Annotated in this window: 12 protein-coding genes and 4 pseudogenes; 4 read left to right on the top strand and 12 right to left on the bottom strand. The window is 73.1% G+C overall.

The genetic code is table 11. The annotated features are described in order from the left end of the window. Positions 1-16: 16 nt before the first annotated feature. Both OV079_RS39800 and OV079_RS39795 read right to left on the bottom strand, forming a co-directional pair. A pseudogene (locus OV079_RS39800) lies at positions 17-2,146 on the bottom strand (protein kinase domain-containing protein); the annotation flags it as partial. A 5-nt stretch (positions 2,147-2,151) separates the two neighbouring features. Next, positions 2,152-3,120, bottom strand: a complete 969-nt coding sequence (locus OV079_RS39795; RefSeq protein WP_267774891.1) for an ADYC domain-containing protein — start codon at positions 3,118-3,120, stop codon at positions 2,152-2,154. A gap of 463 nt (positions 3,121-3,583) precedes the next feature. Here OV079_RS39795 and OV079_RS39790 point away from each other — a divergent pair, with 463 nt between their 5' ends. After that, positions 3,584-4,762 carry a sensor histidine kinase gene (locus OV079_RS39790; RefSeq protein WP_267774890.1) on the top strand — a complete coding sequence of 393 codons (1,179 nt, stop codon included), beginning with the start codon at positions 3,584-3,586 and terminating at the stop codon, positions 4,760-4,762. 73 nt (positions 4,763-4,835) lie between these two features. Here the strand turns inward: OV079_RS39790 and OV079_RS39785 are convergent, their stop codons facing one another. From OV079_RS39785 to OV079_RS39770, 4 genes are all read right to left on the bottom strand, one after another. Beyond that, on the bottom strand, positions 4,836-5,534 hold the full coding sequence (locus OV079_RS39785) for a hypothetical protein (protein ID WP_267774889.1): 699 nt from the start codon (positions 5,532-5,534) through the stop codon (positions 4,836-4,838). Further along, entirely contained in the window at positions 5,531-6,454 is a 924-nt protein-coding gene (locus tag OV079_RS39780) for a hypothetical protein (RefSeq protein WP_267774888.1), read from the bottom strand. The genes OV079_RS39785 and OV079_RS39780 overlap by 4 nt, the downstream gene beginning before the upstream one ends. A gap of 104 nt (positions 6,455-6,558) precedes the next feature. Continuing rightward, complete coding sequence (locus OV079_RS39775; protein WP_267774887.1) at positions 6,559-8,307, bottom strand: NHL repeat-containing protein; 1,749 nt, start codon at positions 8,305-8,307, stop codon at positions 6,559-6,561. A 135-nt stretch (positions 8,308-8,442) separates the two neighbouring features. Further along, a complete protein-coding gene (locus tag OV079_RS39770) occupies positions 8,443-9,318 on the bottom strand; it encodes a PAS domain-containing protein (RefSeq protein ID WP_267774886.1) in 876 nt (291 codons plus the stop codon). A gap of 437 nt (positions 9,319-9,755) precedes the next feature. Between OV079_RS39770 and OV079_RS39765 the strand changes: the two genes are divergently transcribed. From OV079_RS39765 to OV079_RS39755, 3 genes are all read left to right on the top strand, one after another. Next, on the top strand, positions 9,756-10,559 hold the full coding sequence (locus OV079_RS39765; protein ID WP_267774885.1) for a S8 family serine peptidase: 804 nt from the start codon (positions 9,756-9,758) through the stop codon (positions 10,557-10,559). Continuing rightward, on the top strand, positions 10,472-11,473 hold the full coding sequence (locus OV079_RS39760; protein ID WP_267774884.1) for a S8 family serine peptidase: 1,002 nt from the start codon (positions 10,472-10,474) through the stop codon (positions 11,471-11,473). The genes OV079_RS39765 and OV079_RS39760 overlap by 88 nt, the downstream gene beginning before the upstream one ends. Positions 11,474-12,135: 662 nt before the next feature. Beyond that, positions 12,136-12,549, top strand: coding sequence for a hypothetical protein (locus OV079_RS39755; protein WP_267774883.1), 414 nt, complete (start codon positions 12,136-12,138; stop codon positions 12,547-12,549). Between the two features lies 1 nt (position 12,550). On the opposite strand, the gene OV079_RS39750 is transcribed toward OV079_RS39755, so the two are convergent. The 6 genes and pseudogenes from OV079_RS39750 to OV079_RS39730 form a co-directional block, all read right to left on the bottom strand. Then, a complete protein-coding gene (locus OV079_RS39750) occupies positions 12,551-12,727 on the bottom strand; it encodes a hypothetical protein (RefSeq protein WP_267774882.1) in 177 nt (58 codons plus the stop codon). A 54-nt stretch (positions 12,728-12,781) separates the two neighbouring features. After that, positions 12,782-12,952: pseudogene (locus OV079_RS59385) on the bottom strand (SDR family NAD(P)-dependent oxidoreductase); the annotation flags it as partial. A 70-nt stretch (positions 12,953-13,022) separates the two neighbouring features. Next, positions 13,023-13,343, bottom strand: a pseudogene (locus OV079_RS59380) (SDR family NAD(P)-dependent oxidoreductase); the annotation flags it as partial. Next, positions 13,340-14,546, bottom strand: a pseudogene (locus OV079_RS39740) (NADH:flavin oxidoreductase). The pseudogenes OV079_RS59380 and OV079_RS39740, both read right to left, overlap by 4 nt. An 18-nt stretch (positions 14,547-14,564) precedes the next feature. Next, positions 14,565-14,840, bottom strand: coding sequence for a PHP domain-containing protein (locus OV079_RS39735; RefSeq protein ID WP_267774880.1), 276 nt, complete (start codon positions 14,838-14,840; stop codon positions 14,565-14,567). After that, a complete protein-coding gene (locus OV079_RS39730; RefSeq protein ID WP_267774879.1) occupies positions 14,786-16,264 on the bottom strand; it encodes a type-X family DNA polymerase in 1,479 nt (492 codons plus the stop codon). The genes OV079_RS39735 and OV079_RS39730 overlap by 55 nt, the downstream gene beginning before the upstream one ends. Positions 16,265-16,652 lie beyond the last annotated feature (388 nt).

The raw sequence follows: 16,652 nt of genomic DNA, 5'->3' as shown, positions 1-16,652 counted from the left end.
TCGAGTTGCCCTCCAGCTGGTCGACCTCGGCCAGGCTGGCGATCGGGTGAGCGACGATCGGGTGGCGCTCGCCGAGCAGCTCCGAGAACAGCGAGCGGGCGCGGACGAAATGCTCGCGAGCCTCCGCGAGGCGGCCGTAACGTTGGTGCAGCCCGCCGAGGTTGTGATGCACGATCGCCATCAGCGGGTCGGGCGGACCGACGTTACGGCCGAGCAGTTCCAGCGTGCGCATATAGTGCTCACGCGCCTGAAGGTCGGCGTTCTCGCGCTCGTAGACGGCGCCGAGGTTGTTGTGGAGGAGCGCAGCGATCCGGACGTCGTCGGCCCGCTCCGCCAGCGCTTCGGCCACGGGTCGGTCGTCGAGGGCGAACTGGCGTCGGCCTTGACCATCGCCGACGACGAAGATCCGCTTGGCTGCGGCCTCCGCCGCGATCGCGTCGAGGCCGTGGACGATCCCCAGCTTGAGCGCCGCGGTCAACGCCGCCTCCGCCTCGTCGACCCGCGCGACCGCCATGAGCAGGGTGCCCTCGCCGAGCGCGGCCTCGGCGGTGAGCGGCGGGTAATGCAACTCCTCCGCGGCCGCGCGGACCTCACGGGCGAGCTGCAGTCCCTCGGTGTATTGCCCGGTGCCCTCGAGCGCGGCCGCTCGCGCGAGCTGGCTGCGCCGCGTCTCGACCTGGGCTGCTGCATGCGGATCGTCGGGCGGGGCGACGGCGGCCAGCAGCGCGTCGGCGTCGGCGCACGACTCGAGGCTCGGCAACGCCGCGGTCGCCTGCACCGCGTTCTCGATCACCGAGCGATCGGCGGCGATGAACACGTCGACCAGCGCCGACAGATAGGCGCGGCGGCGCGACAGGCAGGCGGTGCGGCGGTCGAACAGCGGGGTCGACTGCGAGCCGCTGGCGTGAGCCTCGCACGCCTGCGTGCGGCCCTCGGTCCATGATGTCGCGTAGGCGTCGAGGCGCCCGTCGACGCGGCGCCAGGTGTCGGCCGCGAACGGCGAGCCGGTGGCGACGAAGGCCCGCTCCGCCGCCCGCGAGCGCGCGTCGTCCCACACCCCTGCCAGCTCCGCGGCCAGGCCGTTGCACTGCATCGACGCCTCGCGCTGCGACAGCGCGAACGCGTAGCTGCCGATCGCTGCCGCGCCCGCGACCGCGACGATGCCCGCCGCTCGCAGCATCGACTTTCGCGGGTCGCGCCCCAGCGCGTCGAGCATGTGCTCGAGGCTCTGCCAGCGCATGTCCGGCGTCGGCGCGAGGCTGCGGACGATGATGCGGAAGATCCGCCCCGGCACCGCCGATTCACGCGGCGGCGGCGGCACGATCCCGCGCCGGACCTCGCGCTTGATCTCCTCCCACGTCGCCCCTGGGAACGGGCGCGTGCCGTACAGCGCCTCGTAGAGCGTCGTGCCGAAGCTGAACTGGTCCGACGCCGGGCCGACCGCCTCGTCGCCGAAGTGCTGCTCGGGCGACATGTACGCCGGCGTGCCGAGGGCCTTGCCGGCGCGGGTGAGGCGGATGTCGAGCACGTCGCCGCGGTCGGTCTGGCCGCTGCCGGTGGAGCTGAACGGCGGGCCCGACGGCTGGGTCGACATGCGGGAGATCGTCGGCAGGCCGGTGACCGAGGTGCGCACGTCGATGCCGCCGAGCGGCAGCGCGGGGCTGCTCTCCGCGTGGACCAGGCCGAAGTCGAGGACGCACGGGCGGCCGTCCTTGCTGACGAGCACGTTGTCGGGCTTGAAGTCGCGGTGCACGAGCCCGGCCGCGTGGGCCGCCGCCAGTCCGCGCCCGGCCCCGATCATCGTGCGCAGCACCTGCTGCCACGGGCGCTTCTCGGCGCGCAGCCACGCCGTCAGCGTCTGGCCCTCGACGTACTCCATGGCGAGGTAGATGCCGTCGCCGTGCTCGCCGACCTGATAGACCTGCACCACGTTGGGGTGCGACAGGCGGGCCATCGCCTGCGCCTCGCGGACCATGCGGGCGCGCACCTCGCTGCGGTCGATCAGCGAGCGGCGGATCAGCTTGAGGGCGACCTTGCGGTCGAGCGCGACGTCGTAGCCCGCATAGACGACCCCCATGCCGCCCTCGCCCAGCTTGCGGAGGACGACGAACGGGCCGATCGCGGCGGGCTCTGCGCCTTCGGTCACGCCCTTCAGGGTACGATCTTGCCGCTCTGAATCAAACCGCCCGACGCGAACGAGGCGCCGCAGGTCGGGATGTTGCAGCCGATGGTCTGGTTCGCATGACGCGTGTTGCTCGGATTCAGACACACCGCGCCGTTCGGGCCCCACTCGGCCTCGACGACGTACGACGTGTTCGCGGCAGGGGTCTGGATCCCGAGCTGGTCGAGGACGTGGATCGGGGTGCCGAGCGTCGTGTGAGCCTGCCCGTCGCCGCAGTAATCCGCGCGCACCATTCGCGTACACGCCTGATGATGGTCCGCCAGCGAGACGCCGTTGACGGTGGCCCACGGGCGATAACCGAACAGCACGCACTTGGCGAGCGCGCCGTCCTTGCAAGCGAACGTGAGCGCCTTGTCGGGCCGCGGGGAGACCTTCGCGCCGGTGGCCGGATCCCAGATGTCGTTCAGGAGCAGCGCACGCGTGCGCTTGCCCGTCCCGTCGACGCACAGCGGATCGTTGGTGAGAGCGACCTGGAGATCCATGTCGTACTCCCACACGTCGGAGAAGCCCGCGACCGGATAGGCGTACTTGAGCCAGACGTACTTCCAGTACGTCGTCGCGCCCTCCTTCACCTTGAAGTCGAAGGTCGTGTCCTCGACGTCCCAGCCGGTCAGTCCGCCGACCTTGAGCATGCCGCCGACGAGCGAGCCGGTGGTGACATAGTCGCCGTCGGGCAGCCAGATGTCGAAGAGCTGGATGTAGTCCGTCTGGCCCGCGTCCCGGTAGAGCTTCGTGTCGTTGAGCCTCGTCCCGTTGAGCTTCCAGTTGTTGAGGTTCCAGCCGTTGAGGTTCCAGCCGTTCTCTTGGGTGCTGCGCGTCTGCACCGCCTCGCCCTCGCCGAAGCCGACCGCCTCACCTTCCACTTCCACCTCGTCGCAGCCGATACATCCGAGCGCGAGCACCACCGCACCACTCACCACGCCGGTCTTGAGCGCCATCGTTCCATCCTCCACAAAAGAAAGCCCTGCTGATCTTCGATCCTATCCCTGGGTTTCGGCGGCGTGAAGGCTCGGGCGCCGGGCGAGAACGCGCGTGCGTCTTTCACGGGCGTCAGAGGCTTCCTGGTGGGCATCGGGTCGGCTCACGTCGGGACGTGGCGCGGCACGGGTCGCACCTTCTATGATGGAGGAGTCCTCTGCTCCGATGACGACCGGCGAAGACCACGCGCGACGAGAGGGACGATCCGCAAGTGCGGTGTCGTCGCGTGACACCGGCTCGCGCCTGGTGTTGGTGATCGCAAGCCTCGCCTTGCTCCTCGGCGTGGCTGTGGCCGCTGCGAGCGAACATCGTTTGACCGCGGCCGTCGGCGGCGCGCTCCTCCTCGGAGGACACCTCGCGGCGACCGTGTTCCTGGGGCGCGGGGAGAGTTCGCGGGCTCGCATCGGTGCGCTCCTCTGGTCAGTGATCGTCGCCGCGGTGGCGATCGCGGGGCCGCTGGTCGCGGGGGCGACGACGCCGCTCTGGTTATTGTTGTTGCCGATCGCGGCGGTCTCCGTGCATGCCACCAGCGCGGCTACGGGGATCACCGCGGTCGTGCTCGGGGTGGCCGCCGGTGCGGGCCTCTTCATCGCGGGGGCCGGATCGATCGCGCTGTCGGCGGCCGTCGCGATCGCCGCGGTCGGCCTGTTCGCTGCGGCGGAGCAGCGGCGCGGCGAGGCGCGGGACGACGCCCTCCGGCGCCGCGAGAGCGAGCTCGCCGGCGTGCGGAGCGAGCTGCGAGATCTCCGGGCCCAGCACGTCGCCGGGGCCGAGGGCCGGCTCGTCGCCCTCACGCGGGCCAATCAGGCGCTGCAGTCCGAGGTGGAGCGCGGGCGGCGGGTCCTCGAGCAGGCGCTCGACGCCAGTCGGACCAAGACCTCCTTCCTCCTCAAGATCAGCCACGAGCTGCGCACGCCGCTCAACGCGATCGTCGGCTACACCGAGCTGCTGCTCGAGCACCCGGACGAGGCCGAGCCGGGCGAGCTGCAGGCCGACCTGACGCGGATCCTCGGGGCCGCGCACGAGCTCCTGGCGCTGATCGACAGCGTGCTCGACCTGGCGCGGCTCGAGGCCGGCAAGTTCGAGCTGCAGATCGAGGAGTTCGCGCTGCACGACCTGGTCCACGAGTGCGTGGCCGCCGTGACGCCGCTGGCCGAGCGCGGGCACAACAAGCTCAAGCTCAAGCTGTCGCGCGAGCTCGGCACGATCCGCAGCGACCGCACGCGCCTGCGTCAGGTGGTCGTGCAGCTGCTCGGCAACGCCTGCAAGTTCACCCACGGCGGCCTCGTCGAGCTGCGCGTCGAGCCCATGGTCACCCCCACCGGCCCGGTGTACCTGCTCAGCGTCCGCGACAACGGCGTCGGCATCGACCCGGCCTACATGCCGCGGCTGTTCACCCCGTTCTCGCAGGCCGACGACTCGCCGACGCGCCGCTTCGGCGGCCTCGGCGTCGGCCTGGCGCTGTGCCGCCACTACTGCAACCTGCTCGGCGGGGACATCAGCGCCGAGAGCGAGCTCGGCAAGGGCTCGGTGTTCCGCGTCCAGGTGCCCGCGACCCCCCGCGACCCACGCGAGGCCGGCATCATGGTCTCCGCCTTCTGATTTCTTTGGAAGCATGTGCCCTTCGAGACATGCCCCCATGAACATGTCCTCACGGACATCTTGATTCTACGGCTCACCCCGCGAACGCGAGCGACAGGGCCAGCGCCGCGGCGACGACCATCGCGGCCGCGCCGAGGCCGAGCAGGGCCACGCCGAGGCCGAGGTTGAGTCGGCGGCGCCGCAGCACGTCGGCGGCCTCGGCCAGCGTGCGGACCGCGTGGTCGCGGACGCGGGTGCTCGCGGGCAGGTCGCGGACCAGGCTGTCGGTCCCGCAGTACAGGCAGGTCGTGGCCAGGGCGTCGGGCTCGGGCGCCAGCGGGGCGCCGCAGCTGCGGCAGGCGAGCGCGCCGGCGGCCTCGCGGGCGCTGACGTCCCGGCGCACGCGCAGCACCGCCGCGTCGACCGTCGTCGCCCACAACCACAGCAGCGCTCCGGGCAGCAGCGCCGGGAACGCCACGTAGCCGAAATTCTCGACCGGCGTCGGCGGCGGCACCATCCGCGACTGGACCAGCCAGGTCGCGAGCGGCGGGAGCACCAGCAGCAGCGCCTTCGCTACCGCCAGCGCCGGCGCGCCGACGCCGACCGCCAATTGCTGCCAGCGCGGCTCGACCTCGCGGCGCACCCGCGCGGCCGCGGCATGGCCCTCCGCGGCCGCGCGCCAGGCCGCGGGGACCGCGATCGATCGGCCGCAGTGGTGACAATCGATCGCGGCCGCAGCGACCAGCGGCGCCGCGGCCCCGCAGCCCTCGCAGTGCAGGGTCGCGAGGCTCACCGTGTTCCTCCCGCGACCGGCCGCGCCCGCAGATCGTACCAGCACGACTCGTGGGACAGCCCCGCGACCGTCACCAGAACCTCGCGGCCCGGCCCGACCTCGACCTGGTGCGACGATGACTCCGCGAAGGTCGCGGAGGCCTCGGCCGTTGCGATCGTCACGGTGCAATCGCGGGGGAATCGCCACTCGATCTGCATCGATTCGCCGCCGCGGGCGCGCAGCGAGTAGCGGCGCTGCTCGGGGCAGATGTCCTGGACCCCCGGCAGCGTCGACGTGCAGCCGTGCTCCCAGTGGCCGCGGCGCAGCGCGATCGTGCCGTCGAATTGGAGCGCGGTCGGCAGCGTCTCGGCCAGCCCCGACGCGAGCGACAGCGCGGCCAGGGCCAGCCATAGCAGCCACTGCAGGTCGCGGGCGACCGCGTCGTCGGCCGGCTCGACCTCGCCGCCGCGCCAGGCCCACCACAGCCGCGGCGCCGCCCCGCCGAGGCCGAGGCCGAGGCCGACCAGCGCGGTGACGAGGCCGAAGAACGACCAGCTGTCGGAGGCCGCCTCGACTGCGATCGCGACCAGACGCAGGCCGGCGAGCAAGAGCAGGCCGCCGGCCGCCAGGTGGGCCAGAGCGAGGCCGATCCAGCGCGAGCGCGGGGCCGCCAGGGCCGCGGGCACGAACCCGCCGAGCAGGCCCACCCACGCGATCCACAGCGGGCTCACCGCGCCCCGCACGATCCACGTCGTGATCGCGGCGCCCAGCAGCGCCACCGCGGCCGCCTTGACCACCGCGACCGCGCCGAGCGGCGCCCCGCTGAGCGACGAAGCGACCGCGAAGGCCGGGAAGCCGAGCGCGAGCGCCAGGAAGCAGCCGGTCAGCAGCACGCGCACGAAAGTGCCGGCGGGCGTGGGCGCGGCTGCGGGCGGCGGCATCGCGGGGATTGTCGCCCGCGCGGCGATCGATCACCAGAGGCCCGCAGGCCCCGCGCTACGGTCCATCGCGCGCGCTCATGCGCGACTCTGATGATTCGCCGGGCTCACGGCGCGAACACGGCGACGAAGCCGTCGAACAGGCCCTTGCTCGTCGCCGGTCCGCCGCCGAAGTCGGCCGCGCCGTAGAAGGCGCCCGAGACGACCGTCGTGCCGTCGGGGCGGACGTCGACGCCGTCGCTCTCCTGCTCGGTCGCGTCGCCGAAGTGCTTGCTCCACACGTGGCTGCCGGCCGAGGTGTACTTGACCGCGAACGCGTCGCGCATGCCGGCCCACGGCAGCGGGCCGCCGCCGAAGTCGTTCTCGCTGTAGTAGTGGCCGGCGATCACCAGCGTCCCGCTTTCGTCGACCGCCAGGTGAGCCGGCCAGACGATGCCGTCGCCGAGCAGCTTCGACCACGCGTGGGCGCCGTCCTCGGCCGCGAACTGGGCCGCGAAGCCGCGGTACATCGGCGCCTCGAGCGGGCCGCCGCCGAAGTCGAGCGCGCCGACGAAGTGGCCGGAGGTGGTCACGCGACCCTGCGGGTCGACCGCGATCGCCGACAGCTTCTGCTCCTTCGCGTCGCCCCAGCTCGCGGCCCACAGCGCGGCGCCGTCGGGGTCGAGCTTGGCGAGGAACACGTCGCTGCTGCCGGCGCTGACCAGCGGCCCGTTGCCGGGGTCGATCGTGCCCTGGAAGGAGCCGCCGACGTAGACGTTGCCGTCGCCGTCGACCGCCACCGCGCGCGCGTCTTGCTCGGTGTCGTCGCCGAAGTGGAAGCTCCACGCGTGCTCGCCGGTCGGCGCGAACTTGGCGACGAACGCGTCGAGCGAGTCGCCCTGCCCCAGCAGCGGCCCGCCGCCGAGGTCGAGCGAGGCCGTGAAGTAGCCGACCACCACGATCGCCCCCGACGCGTCGATCGCCAGGTCGCGCGGGATCGCCGAGCCCGTCGACGGGTGCGCCGCGCTCCACACGTGCTCGCCGGCCGACGACAGCTTGGCCACGAACACGTCGCGGTCGCCCGCCGCGACCAGGGGGCCGCCGCCGAAATCGATGGACCCGGCGAAGTCGCCGGTGAGCACGATGTCGCCGCCCGGATCGGTCGCGAGGCCCCAGCCGTCGCCGAGCTGGATCGCCGGGTCGCCGAAGCGCTTGCTCCACTCGTGCGCGCCGTCGGCCGCGAACTTCGCCACGTAGACGTCGTAGTTGCCCGCGCTGGCCAGGTCGCCGCCGCCGAAGTTCGACGTGCCCGCGCCCTGGGCCAGCACCACCACCGCCCCGTCCGGGTCGAACGCGACCGCCAGCGCCCGCTGGTCGCCCGCGTCGCCCCACGTCTTGTGCCACGCGGCCGCCCCGTCGCCGGTGCACGGGTCGACGCCGTCGCAGTCGTCGTCGCCCTCCGACTCGCAGGTCTCCGGCGCCGGCATCACGTCGCCGACGCACGCGCCCCACTCGCCGTCCTCGCAGGCCGCGACGCCCGACTTGCAGTTGCCGACGTCGGCGTGGGCCGGGTCGCCGGTGTAGCACGGGTTCTCCTCGCCCGGCTGGCAGGTCACGGTCTCGGTCGTGGATGTCCCTTCGGACAGGCCCTCGGTGGTCGTCGGCGCCGTGGACGTCGTCGGCGACGATTCGGTGGTCGTGGCGATCGTGCCACCATCGCCGGTGCCGGCGCTGTCGCTCGTGGTGTCCGTCTCGGCGGTGCTCGCAGTCGTGTCGGTGGTCGTGTCCGCGGTGGCGGTCGCGGCCTGATCGGTGGTGGCGTCGTCGGTGCCGCAAGCGAGGGCCAGGGCGCAGAGGAGCGGGGCGGAGCGTCGCATCGCCGGCTCATACCACAGGCGGCGGATCGCGGGGCAATTCTGCGCAGGGCCGTCGGGGCCTCTTCACATTCCGCGCGTTTTCGCCCAGTGCCACGATCGAGGCCGCGGCGACGTGACAGCGCCGCAAGACGACTGCTAGCCGCGGCGGCGATTCATCGCATAGGCGATACCCGCCTTGAGCGTGCCGAGCGTGACGACCGAGCCGAGGTCGGCCCCGAGGTCGACCAGCGTCGCCGCCAGGCCCGGGCGGATCCCGGTGAGCACCGATTCGGCGCCCAGCAGCGCCGCGCTACGGGCGGCCCGGAGCAGCGCATCGGCGGTCGGCGCGTCGATCTCCGGCACCCCGGTGACGTCGAGGATCACCATCCGGGCGCGCGTGGCGGCCACCCCGTCGAGCAGCGTCTGCAGCACTCGTTCGACGCGGCGCGGGTCGAGCGTGCCGATCAGCGGCATCACCACGGTCGCGTCGTCGATCGGGATCAGCGGGGTCGACAGCGCCAGCAGGGCCTCGTCCTGGGCGCGGATCACCTCCTCCCGCATGCGCATCTCGAGGCGCTGGGCCTCGGCCTGCTTGATGTCGGTCTCGTCCATCGTCACGCCGCGCAGGCCGATCGGCGCCCCGTCGTCGCCGCGGATCAGCGACATCCGGCTCGTGACCCACAGGGTGCGGCCGTCGCGGGTGATCCAGCGGTACGACGATTCGCCGCGGCCGCCCTGGAACACCTCGCCGGCGTCGGCCATCGCCCGCGGGCGATCGTCGGGGTGGACCAGCTCGAGCCAGAAGTTGGGCTGCTTCCATTCCTCGACCGTGTAGCCGGACATCGGCTCGATGCGGTCGCTGACGTAATCGACGGTCATCTTCTCCGCCGATTGTTCGAAGTAGCTCTCCCACAGGATGCCGGGGATGTGGGCGGCCAGCCCGTCGAGCCGCTCGCGCAGCAGTCGCTCGCGCAGCGCCAGCTCGTCTCGCTCGCGCGCCAGCTCGGCCACCCGGGCCTCGGCCGCGCTCACGGCGGCACGCAACGCTTCCAACTCCTCGTCTCGGTCCGTCACAGGCCCCGCAGTCTATCAAAGCGAGGGGGCGCCATCGCTGTGATCGCGGCTCACCGGGGGCCGCGATACCTCGCACCACGAAGTGCCATCAATTGCTGCCTGGGGGCGAAAGTCCGAGATAAGTCTCACGCCTTTTCGAGCCTGCCCGGCCGGTGGCGCGCGACCGGCCGGCGATAATGCCAAGGTCGTGTGCCGGCGCGGTCCGGTCGCGAAAGGACGCTCCTCGTGCCGCCGATCGCCGCTCTCGCCCTCGCCACGATCTTGCTGGCGCCGACGCCGACCCCCGACCCGCCGACGTGGGTGTTCTTCGCCGACAAGCGCCTGACCGCGGACGAACTGGAGGCAGCGCTGGCGCGACGCACGGACGAATGGCGCCGCGGACGCTGCGCCGGCGCATGCGGGTGCGAGGCGATCGCGGGGTCGACGTCCGCGATCTTTCACCGGCATCGCAGTACGTGCAGGCGGTCGCGGCGACGGGGGCGCGGATCCGTGCCGCCTCGCGCTGGCTCAATGCGGTGAGCGTCGAGGCCGACGCGGCCCAGCGAGCCGCGATCGCCGACCTGCCGTTCGTCGCCGGCACCCGGCCGGTCGCCCGCACGCGACGGGCCGCCCACGATCCGCCGTGGACCGCCGAATCGCCGACGTCCGCGGCCTTCGGCGTGGCCGAGACCCAGCTCGCGCTGCTCGGCGTGCCGGCGCTGCGCGAGTGCGGGCTGACCGGCGCGGGCGTGGTGATCGGCGTGCAGGACAGCGGCTTCTCGCTGCAGCACGCCGCGTTCGCCGGCCTGCACGTGCTGGCGGCCCGCGACTTCGTGCAGGGGGACGACGTGGTCGCCGACGAGCCGGGCGACGGCGAGGGCCAGGACCGTCACGGCACGATGGTGCTGTCGCTGCTCGCCGGCGACGACGGCGACCTCTACTCCGGCGCGGCCCCGGGCGTGTCGGTGATCCTGGCCAAGACCGAGCGCATCGACGAGGAGGAGCCGTACGAGGAGGACCTGTACGTCGAGGGCCTCGAGTGGATCGAGGGCATGGGCGCCGATCTTTTCACGGCCTCGCTCGGCTACTTCAGTGGTACGAGCACCCGCAATACGACGGCAAGACCGCGGTCGTGTCGCAGGCGGCGGTGGTGGCGATCGCCAACGGCCTCGTCATGTTCACCGCCAACGGCAACGAGGGGCCCGAGCCGGGCACGCTGATCGCCCCGGCGGACGTCGACGGCATCATCGCGCTCGGGGCGACCAACCTCGACGGCGAGGTGGCCGACTTCTCGTCGCGCGGGCCGACCAGCGACGGGCGGGTCAAGCCCGACCTGCTGGCGCCCGGCCAGGACGTGTGGGTGGCGCGCCCGGGTACCACGAATGAATATTTGGCGGGCAACGGCACCAGCTTCGCCACCCCGCTGGCCGCGGGGGTCGGCGCGCTGCTGCTCGAGGCCTGGCCCGAGCTCACGCCCGCCGAGATGCTGGCGCTGTTGCGGGCGACCGCGTCACATCCCGACGCGCCCGACAACGACGGCGGCTGGGGCATGATCGACGGCTACGCGGCCGCGGGCCTCTATTGCACGTGCACCGACGGCGACCGCGACGGGCACTTCGCCGGCGCCTGCGGCGGCGACGACTGCGACGACGCCGACCCTGCGCGCCACCCCGGGGCCAGCGAATCGTGCGACGGACGCGACAACGATTGCGACGGCGCGGTGCCGGACGACGAGGTCGACGGCGACGGCGACGGCGTCCTGCTGTGCGCCGGCGACTGCGACGACGCCGACCCCGCGCGCACGCCGGGCGCGCTCGAGGACCCCGACGATTGCATCGACAACGACTGCGACGGCGAGGGCGACCTCGCGTGCGCGCCGACGACCGGCGCGCAGACCACCGGGGGAGACAGCGGCACCGGCGAGGGCGAAGCGTCGACCACGGACTCGAGCCCGGGTACGACGGACGGGCCGGGCACGAGCAGCGGAGCGAGCGACAGCGGCGGCGCCGCGGTCGGCGACCAGGGCTGCGGCTGCGCGGCGAACGGCCGCGGAGCGCCCCTGGGCCTCCTGCTCGCGTCCCTGGCCTGGCGCCGCCGACGGGCTCGTTCTCGGGTATCCTCGCGCCCGCAGTGAGGCGCACAGCAGCACCCTGGCCCTCGTCACCGCCACGGCGCTCACCCTCGCCTGCGGCGCCGTCGGCCCGCGCTCGCTCCGCTACGGCCGCGGGACCTACAATAGCGCGATTCAGCAGACCAACAGCGAGCAATTGCTGCTCAACCTGGTCCGCCTGCGCTACCGCGACTCGCCGCTGTTCCTCGAGGTCACCAGCATCTCGAGCAGCCTCTCGCTCGAGCTCGGCGCCGGCCTCGGCGGCTCCGTCAGCCAGGCCAACAGCTCGGTCGCCCCCGGCACCGCCGTCACCTACATCGATCGCCCGACGATCACCTATGCCCCGCTGCAGGGCTCGCGCTTCGGCACGCAATTCCTCAGCCCGGTCGAGCTGAACGACATCCTGCTCCTCTACCACGCCGGCTGGGCGATGGACCGCATCTTCCGCGTGTTCGTGCAGAAGCTCGGGCCGCTGCAGAACGCCCCGCGCGCGTCGGGGCCGACCCCTTACAATGCGCCCGAGTTCGAGTCGTTCTTCGCCGCGACCGAATTGATGCGCTCGCTGTGGGCCGACGGCCTCGTCGACATGAGCTTCCTGCCGAGCGTCGCCGGCAACAGCCTCTCTCAGGCTCACGGCCCGCCCCGACTCCGAGGCGCGCATCGCCCGGCTGTGCGCGCTGCTCGGCTTGCCCGGCCCGACCTACAAGATCACGCTGACCGAGGCGCCGCGCCCGGACGAGGTCGGGGCGGTGCAATTGGTGACACGCTCGCTGCTCGGCGGCATGTACTACGTATCGCACGGGGTCGAGGTCCCGCCCGAGGATTACGCGATCGGCCGCGTGCCCACCACCCGCGACGGCGACGGCAACGTGTTCGACTGGGCCCGCATGACCGGCGCGTTGATGCGCGTGCACCACGCCGCGCGCGAGCCCAAGAACGCCTACGTCTCGGTGTTCTACCGCGGCCTGTGGTTCTGGATCGCCGACAACGACCTCGACTCCAAGTCGACGTTCTCGTTCATCACCCAGGTGCTCGAGCTGCAGTCGGGCGAGATCAAGAACAACGCGCCGGTGCTGACCTTGCCGATCGCCGCCGAGTGACTCACGGCCGCCGCGGCCGCAGCCACGGGGCCCGCCGGCGCACCCAGTCGATCACGGGCTGCGGCGTCAGCACGGCGGCGGTCGCCATCGCCCGCGTCACCAGGCCCGGCACGCACACCGCGTCGCCGCGCAGCAGCGCCTGCACCCCGGCCTCGGCGACGCGCTCGGCGTCCATCATGACCCCGAGCCGCCTGGCCTTTGCGACAGGTACGACGTCCGGGTCGTAGAGCGCGGTGGCGGTCGCGCCGGGCGCGAGGCAGGTGACGCCGACGCCGTAGACCGCGAGCTCGGAGCGCAGCGCGGCGGCGAAGCTGCGCAGGTAGGCCTTGCTGCTGGCGTAGTAGCCGATGCCGGGGAACGGCCGCCAGGCCGAGATGCTCGAGACGAGGAGGATCCGCCCGCGCCGGCGCGCGCATGCGGGCCCCTAGCAGCGTGCACAGCAGCGACGGGGTGGTGACGTGCAATTGCAGCATCGCCCGCGCGCGCGCCGGGTCGGCGTCGACGGCCTCGCCGAAGAAGAACACGCCGGCGTTGTTGACGAGGACGTCGACCCGCAGCCCGCGGGCGTCGACGGCGGCGACCAGCCCCTCGGCGGCGCCCTCCATGGCGAGGTCCTGGACGATCGTGTGGACCTGGACCGCGTGCGCGGCGGCCAGCTCGGCGGCCGCGCGCGCGAGCGGCTCCTCGCGGTTGCTGACGAGGATCAGGGCATGACCGCGAGCCGCCAGGCGGTGCGCGATCGCCAGGCCGATGCCGGAGCAGGCGCCGGTCACCAGCGCGGTATCGACGTTCATGCGCGCAGCCTCGCCGGCGGTGGTTCGCGGTGGTGACAGGCCATGTGGGTGGTGTAGATCCGGGCCGCGCAGTAGTTGCAATGATCGCACAGCGCTGCGGCCCCGTCGGTCGCCGCGCTGCCGTCGGCGGCGGCGAGGTTGCGAATGAAGGCAGGATCGCGGATCAGCGCGCGGGCCATCGCCACCGCGACGAAGCCGTGGCCGAGGGCCTCGTCGATCGCGGCGCGCGAGGCGGCGCCGCCGATGTATACCAGCGGCATTCGCACCGCCTGGCGAATCGCCCGAGCGTCCTGCAAGAAATAATTGTCGCTGTACGGGAACGGGGCGATGAGCGTCTGGCCGAACAGCGCCAGCCCGAGGCGCAGCGTCCAGTCGGTCATGAGGCGGCCCATCACCCGCGTCGGCATCGCCCCGCGCATGATGTACATCGGCGCCCGGCTGACGAAGCCGCCGGACAGCACCAGCGCGTCGGCGCCGTCCTGCTCGAGCGTGCGCGCGACCTCGATCGCCTCGTCGAGCTCGACGCCGCCGCGGAAGCCGTCGCGCATGTTGACCTTGACCAGCACCGCGACCTCGCCGCGCGCCGCCTCCACCACCCGCGCCATCACCTCGCGCATGAATCGCATGCGCCGCGCCAGCGGGCCGCCGTAGCCGTCGCGGCGGCGGTTGGTGGCCGGCGACAGGAACTGGCTGATGAGATAGCCGTGGCCGGCGTGGACCTCGACCGCGTCGAAGCCGGCCTCGCGCGCGAGCTCGACGGCGCGGCCGAAGCTGGCGACCACGCGGTCGATGTCGTGCGGGTCCATGGCGCGCGGCCACACCGGCCCGTAGAGGTTGAAGCGGGCCGACGGGGCGAGCGCCCGGCCGCCGGCGACCGCGGCCTTGGCCATGTTGCCGCAGTGACCGATCTGGATCGACGCGCGCCCCCGCGGCGTGGACGACGTCGGTCAGCGCGCGCAGGCCCGGGACCGCCTCGGGCCGCAGCCACAGCTGATGCGGGAACGACAGGCCGCTCTGCTCGACCGCGGCGTAGGCGACCGTGGTCATGCCGACCCCGCCCTCGGCGACCTCGCGGTGGTAGGCCAGCAGCTCGGGCGACGGCAGGTGGCCCGGGCACATGCCCTCGAAGGCGGCGGCGCGGATGCTGCGATTGCGCAATCGGACAGGTCCGATCGAACATGGCTCGAAGAGCTGGTAGGTCACGACGTCGGCGCCAGCCTATCACGCGCGCCGCCGGCTCGCGCGCCCCGCCGCCAGCAGCTCACGGACCTCGGCCAGCGGCCGGGAATTGATGACCGCCTCGGCCGCGAACCACGCCCGGCGCGCCTGGCTGACCGCCAGCTCGAGGCGCGACACCTGACCGCCGCCCGGCTCGCCGCCGGAGCCGAGCACCACCGGCACGCCGGCCGCGCGCGCCGCCTGCAGCTCGGGCTCGATCGCCGTCAGGCGCGAGGGGTCGCCGACGACCGCGAGCGCCCCGCCGACGGCCAGGCGCACCAGCGCGGTCGGGTCGCGCGCCGCCTCGACCTCGCGCGCCCCGCCGACGATCCGCAGCAGCGCAGGGTGCGAGCCGGCCCGCGGGGCGTGCGACAGGCGGGCGGCCACGAAATCGACATGCGCTTCGGGACATGTCCTTTGAGAAACGTCCAGCTCGAGCCCCTGCAGCGGCGCGAGCTCGTGCTCGGCGCAGGCGGCCGCGGCGGCCCGCAGGCGCGCGTCCCAGCCGACGCGGGCGCGCGCGCGGCCGGCACCTCGTGGACGATCAGCAGGTACTGCTGCCCGCGGGCTCGCGCCGCCGCGGCCGCGGCCGCGACCACTGCGCTCGGTTCGTCGCCGGCCTCGACCAGCACCAGGTCGCCGCGCAGCTGCTCGGTCTCGATCAGCCGCGGCAGCGCGCCGGCGCGGGCGGCCGCGATCTCGCCGCGGTTCTCTCGCAGCTCGGGCGGAATGAACGGCAGGTCGACGGCGGCGAACACCGACGCCTCGGTCCGCCCGGCGACCCGCCGCTCGGCGCGGAACACCCCGTACTCGTTGATCTTCAGCCCGCGAGCGACGCCGAGGCGGCGGACGGCGATGTTGTGGGCCTTGCTGCCGGTGAAGTAGTGCAGCGCGGCGCCGAAGCTGTCGCGGCCGACCACGCGCAGGTCGACCTGCAGACCCGAGCGCAGCACCACCGTCGCGCGCGTCGGGCCCTCGGCGAGCACGTGGGCGACGTCGGGCGCGCCCACCAGCGCCGCGATCGCCCCGTTGTGGCTGCGCGCGGTGACGAGGAAGTCGAGATCGCCGACGGTGGCCAGGGCGCGGCGATAACTGCCCGCGATCACGGCCTCGATGACCCCGGGCGCGGCGCGCAGGCGGGCCAGCAGGCGCTCGCCGTGGACGCGCGCGTCTGACAGAGGCAAGCGTCGACCGGTGCCGAGCAGGCCGGCCAGCGCGTCGAGGATGTTGCGCTCGCTGGTGGCCCCGAACCCGGGGAGCTCGCGGATCTTCCGCTGCTCGGCGGCGGCCCGCAGGTCGGCGAGGGTGCGCACGGCCAGCCGCTCGAACAGGGTGCGGGCGCGCCTGGGGCCGACGCCGGGGACGCGCAGGACGTCGTGGATCGTCGGCGGCCACGCCCGATGCAGCTCGTCGAGCGCGGCACAGCGGCCGGTGTCGACGATCTCGGCGATCTTGCCGGCGAGGTCGTCGCCGACGCCGGGCAGCTCGGTGAGGTCGTCGCCGGCCGCGACCATCGCCGCGAGGTCGCGACCGAGTCCGCCGAGCTCGTGCGCCGCGTTGCGGTAGGCGCGGATCCGGAACGGATTTTGCCCCTCCACCTCGAGCAGGTCGGCGATCTCCCCGAACACCGCGGCGACGCGCAGGTTGGCGGCGCGGTCGGAGCTGTCCGCAGGGACATGTGACTTCGCGGCCGCCCGGGCCATGCTCCGGGATGGGAGCGAACGCCGGCCCGCGCACGCGTAAACCTTGCGGCGGTCGGGCGCCGCTCCGCCGCTCGCGCGAGCGGCCGCGACCGGGGAACGATCGGTCGTGCGTCGCCTCAACGACGCCGTCGCGCGAGCGGCCACTGGCACAAACAGGTGCGCGAGGGTGCCGGCATTTACTACATGCTGATCGGCGCGTATGACAGGACCGAAAGTCGGCCGCAGAAACCGGCTTGCACGGGCGGGGCACATCGATCACGGCCGCGTCCGCTGGCCTCCGGGGTTTTCCTCGCAGACCGCGCGCCCCCGGGCCGCTCTGTTTCTCGCGGGTTGTCGGGCGCGGCGGCGCATTGTTTCGGGGCCCTGAACGGTTCGGCGAATTCCCGAG

Source organism: Nannocystis pusilla (assembly GCF_026626665.1).
Taxonomy (GTDB): domain Bacteria; phylum Myxococcota_A; class Polyangia; order Nannocystales; family Nannocystaceae; genus Nannocystis; species Nannocystis pusilla.
The sequence above is the reverse complement of the archived record's forward strand: the minus strand, read 5'-3'. Positions and strand labels throughout refer to the sequence as shown.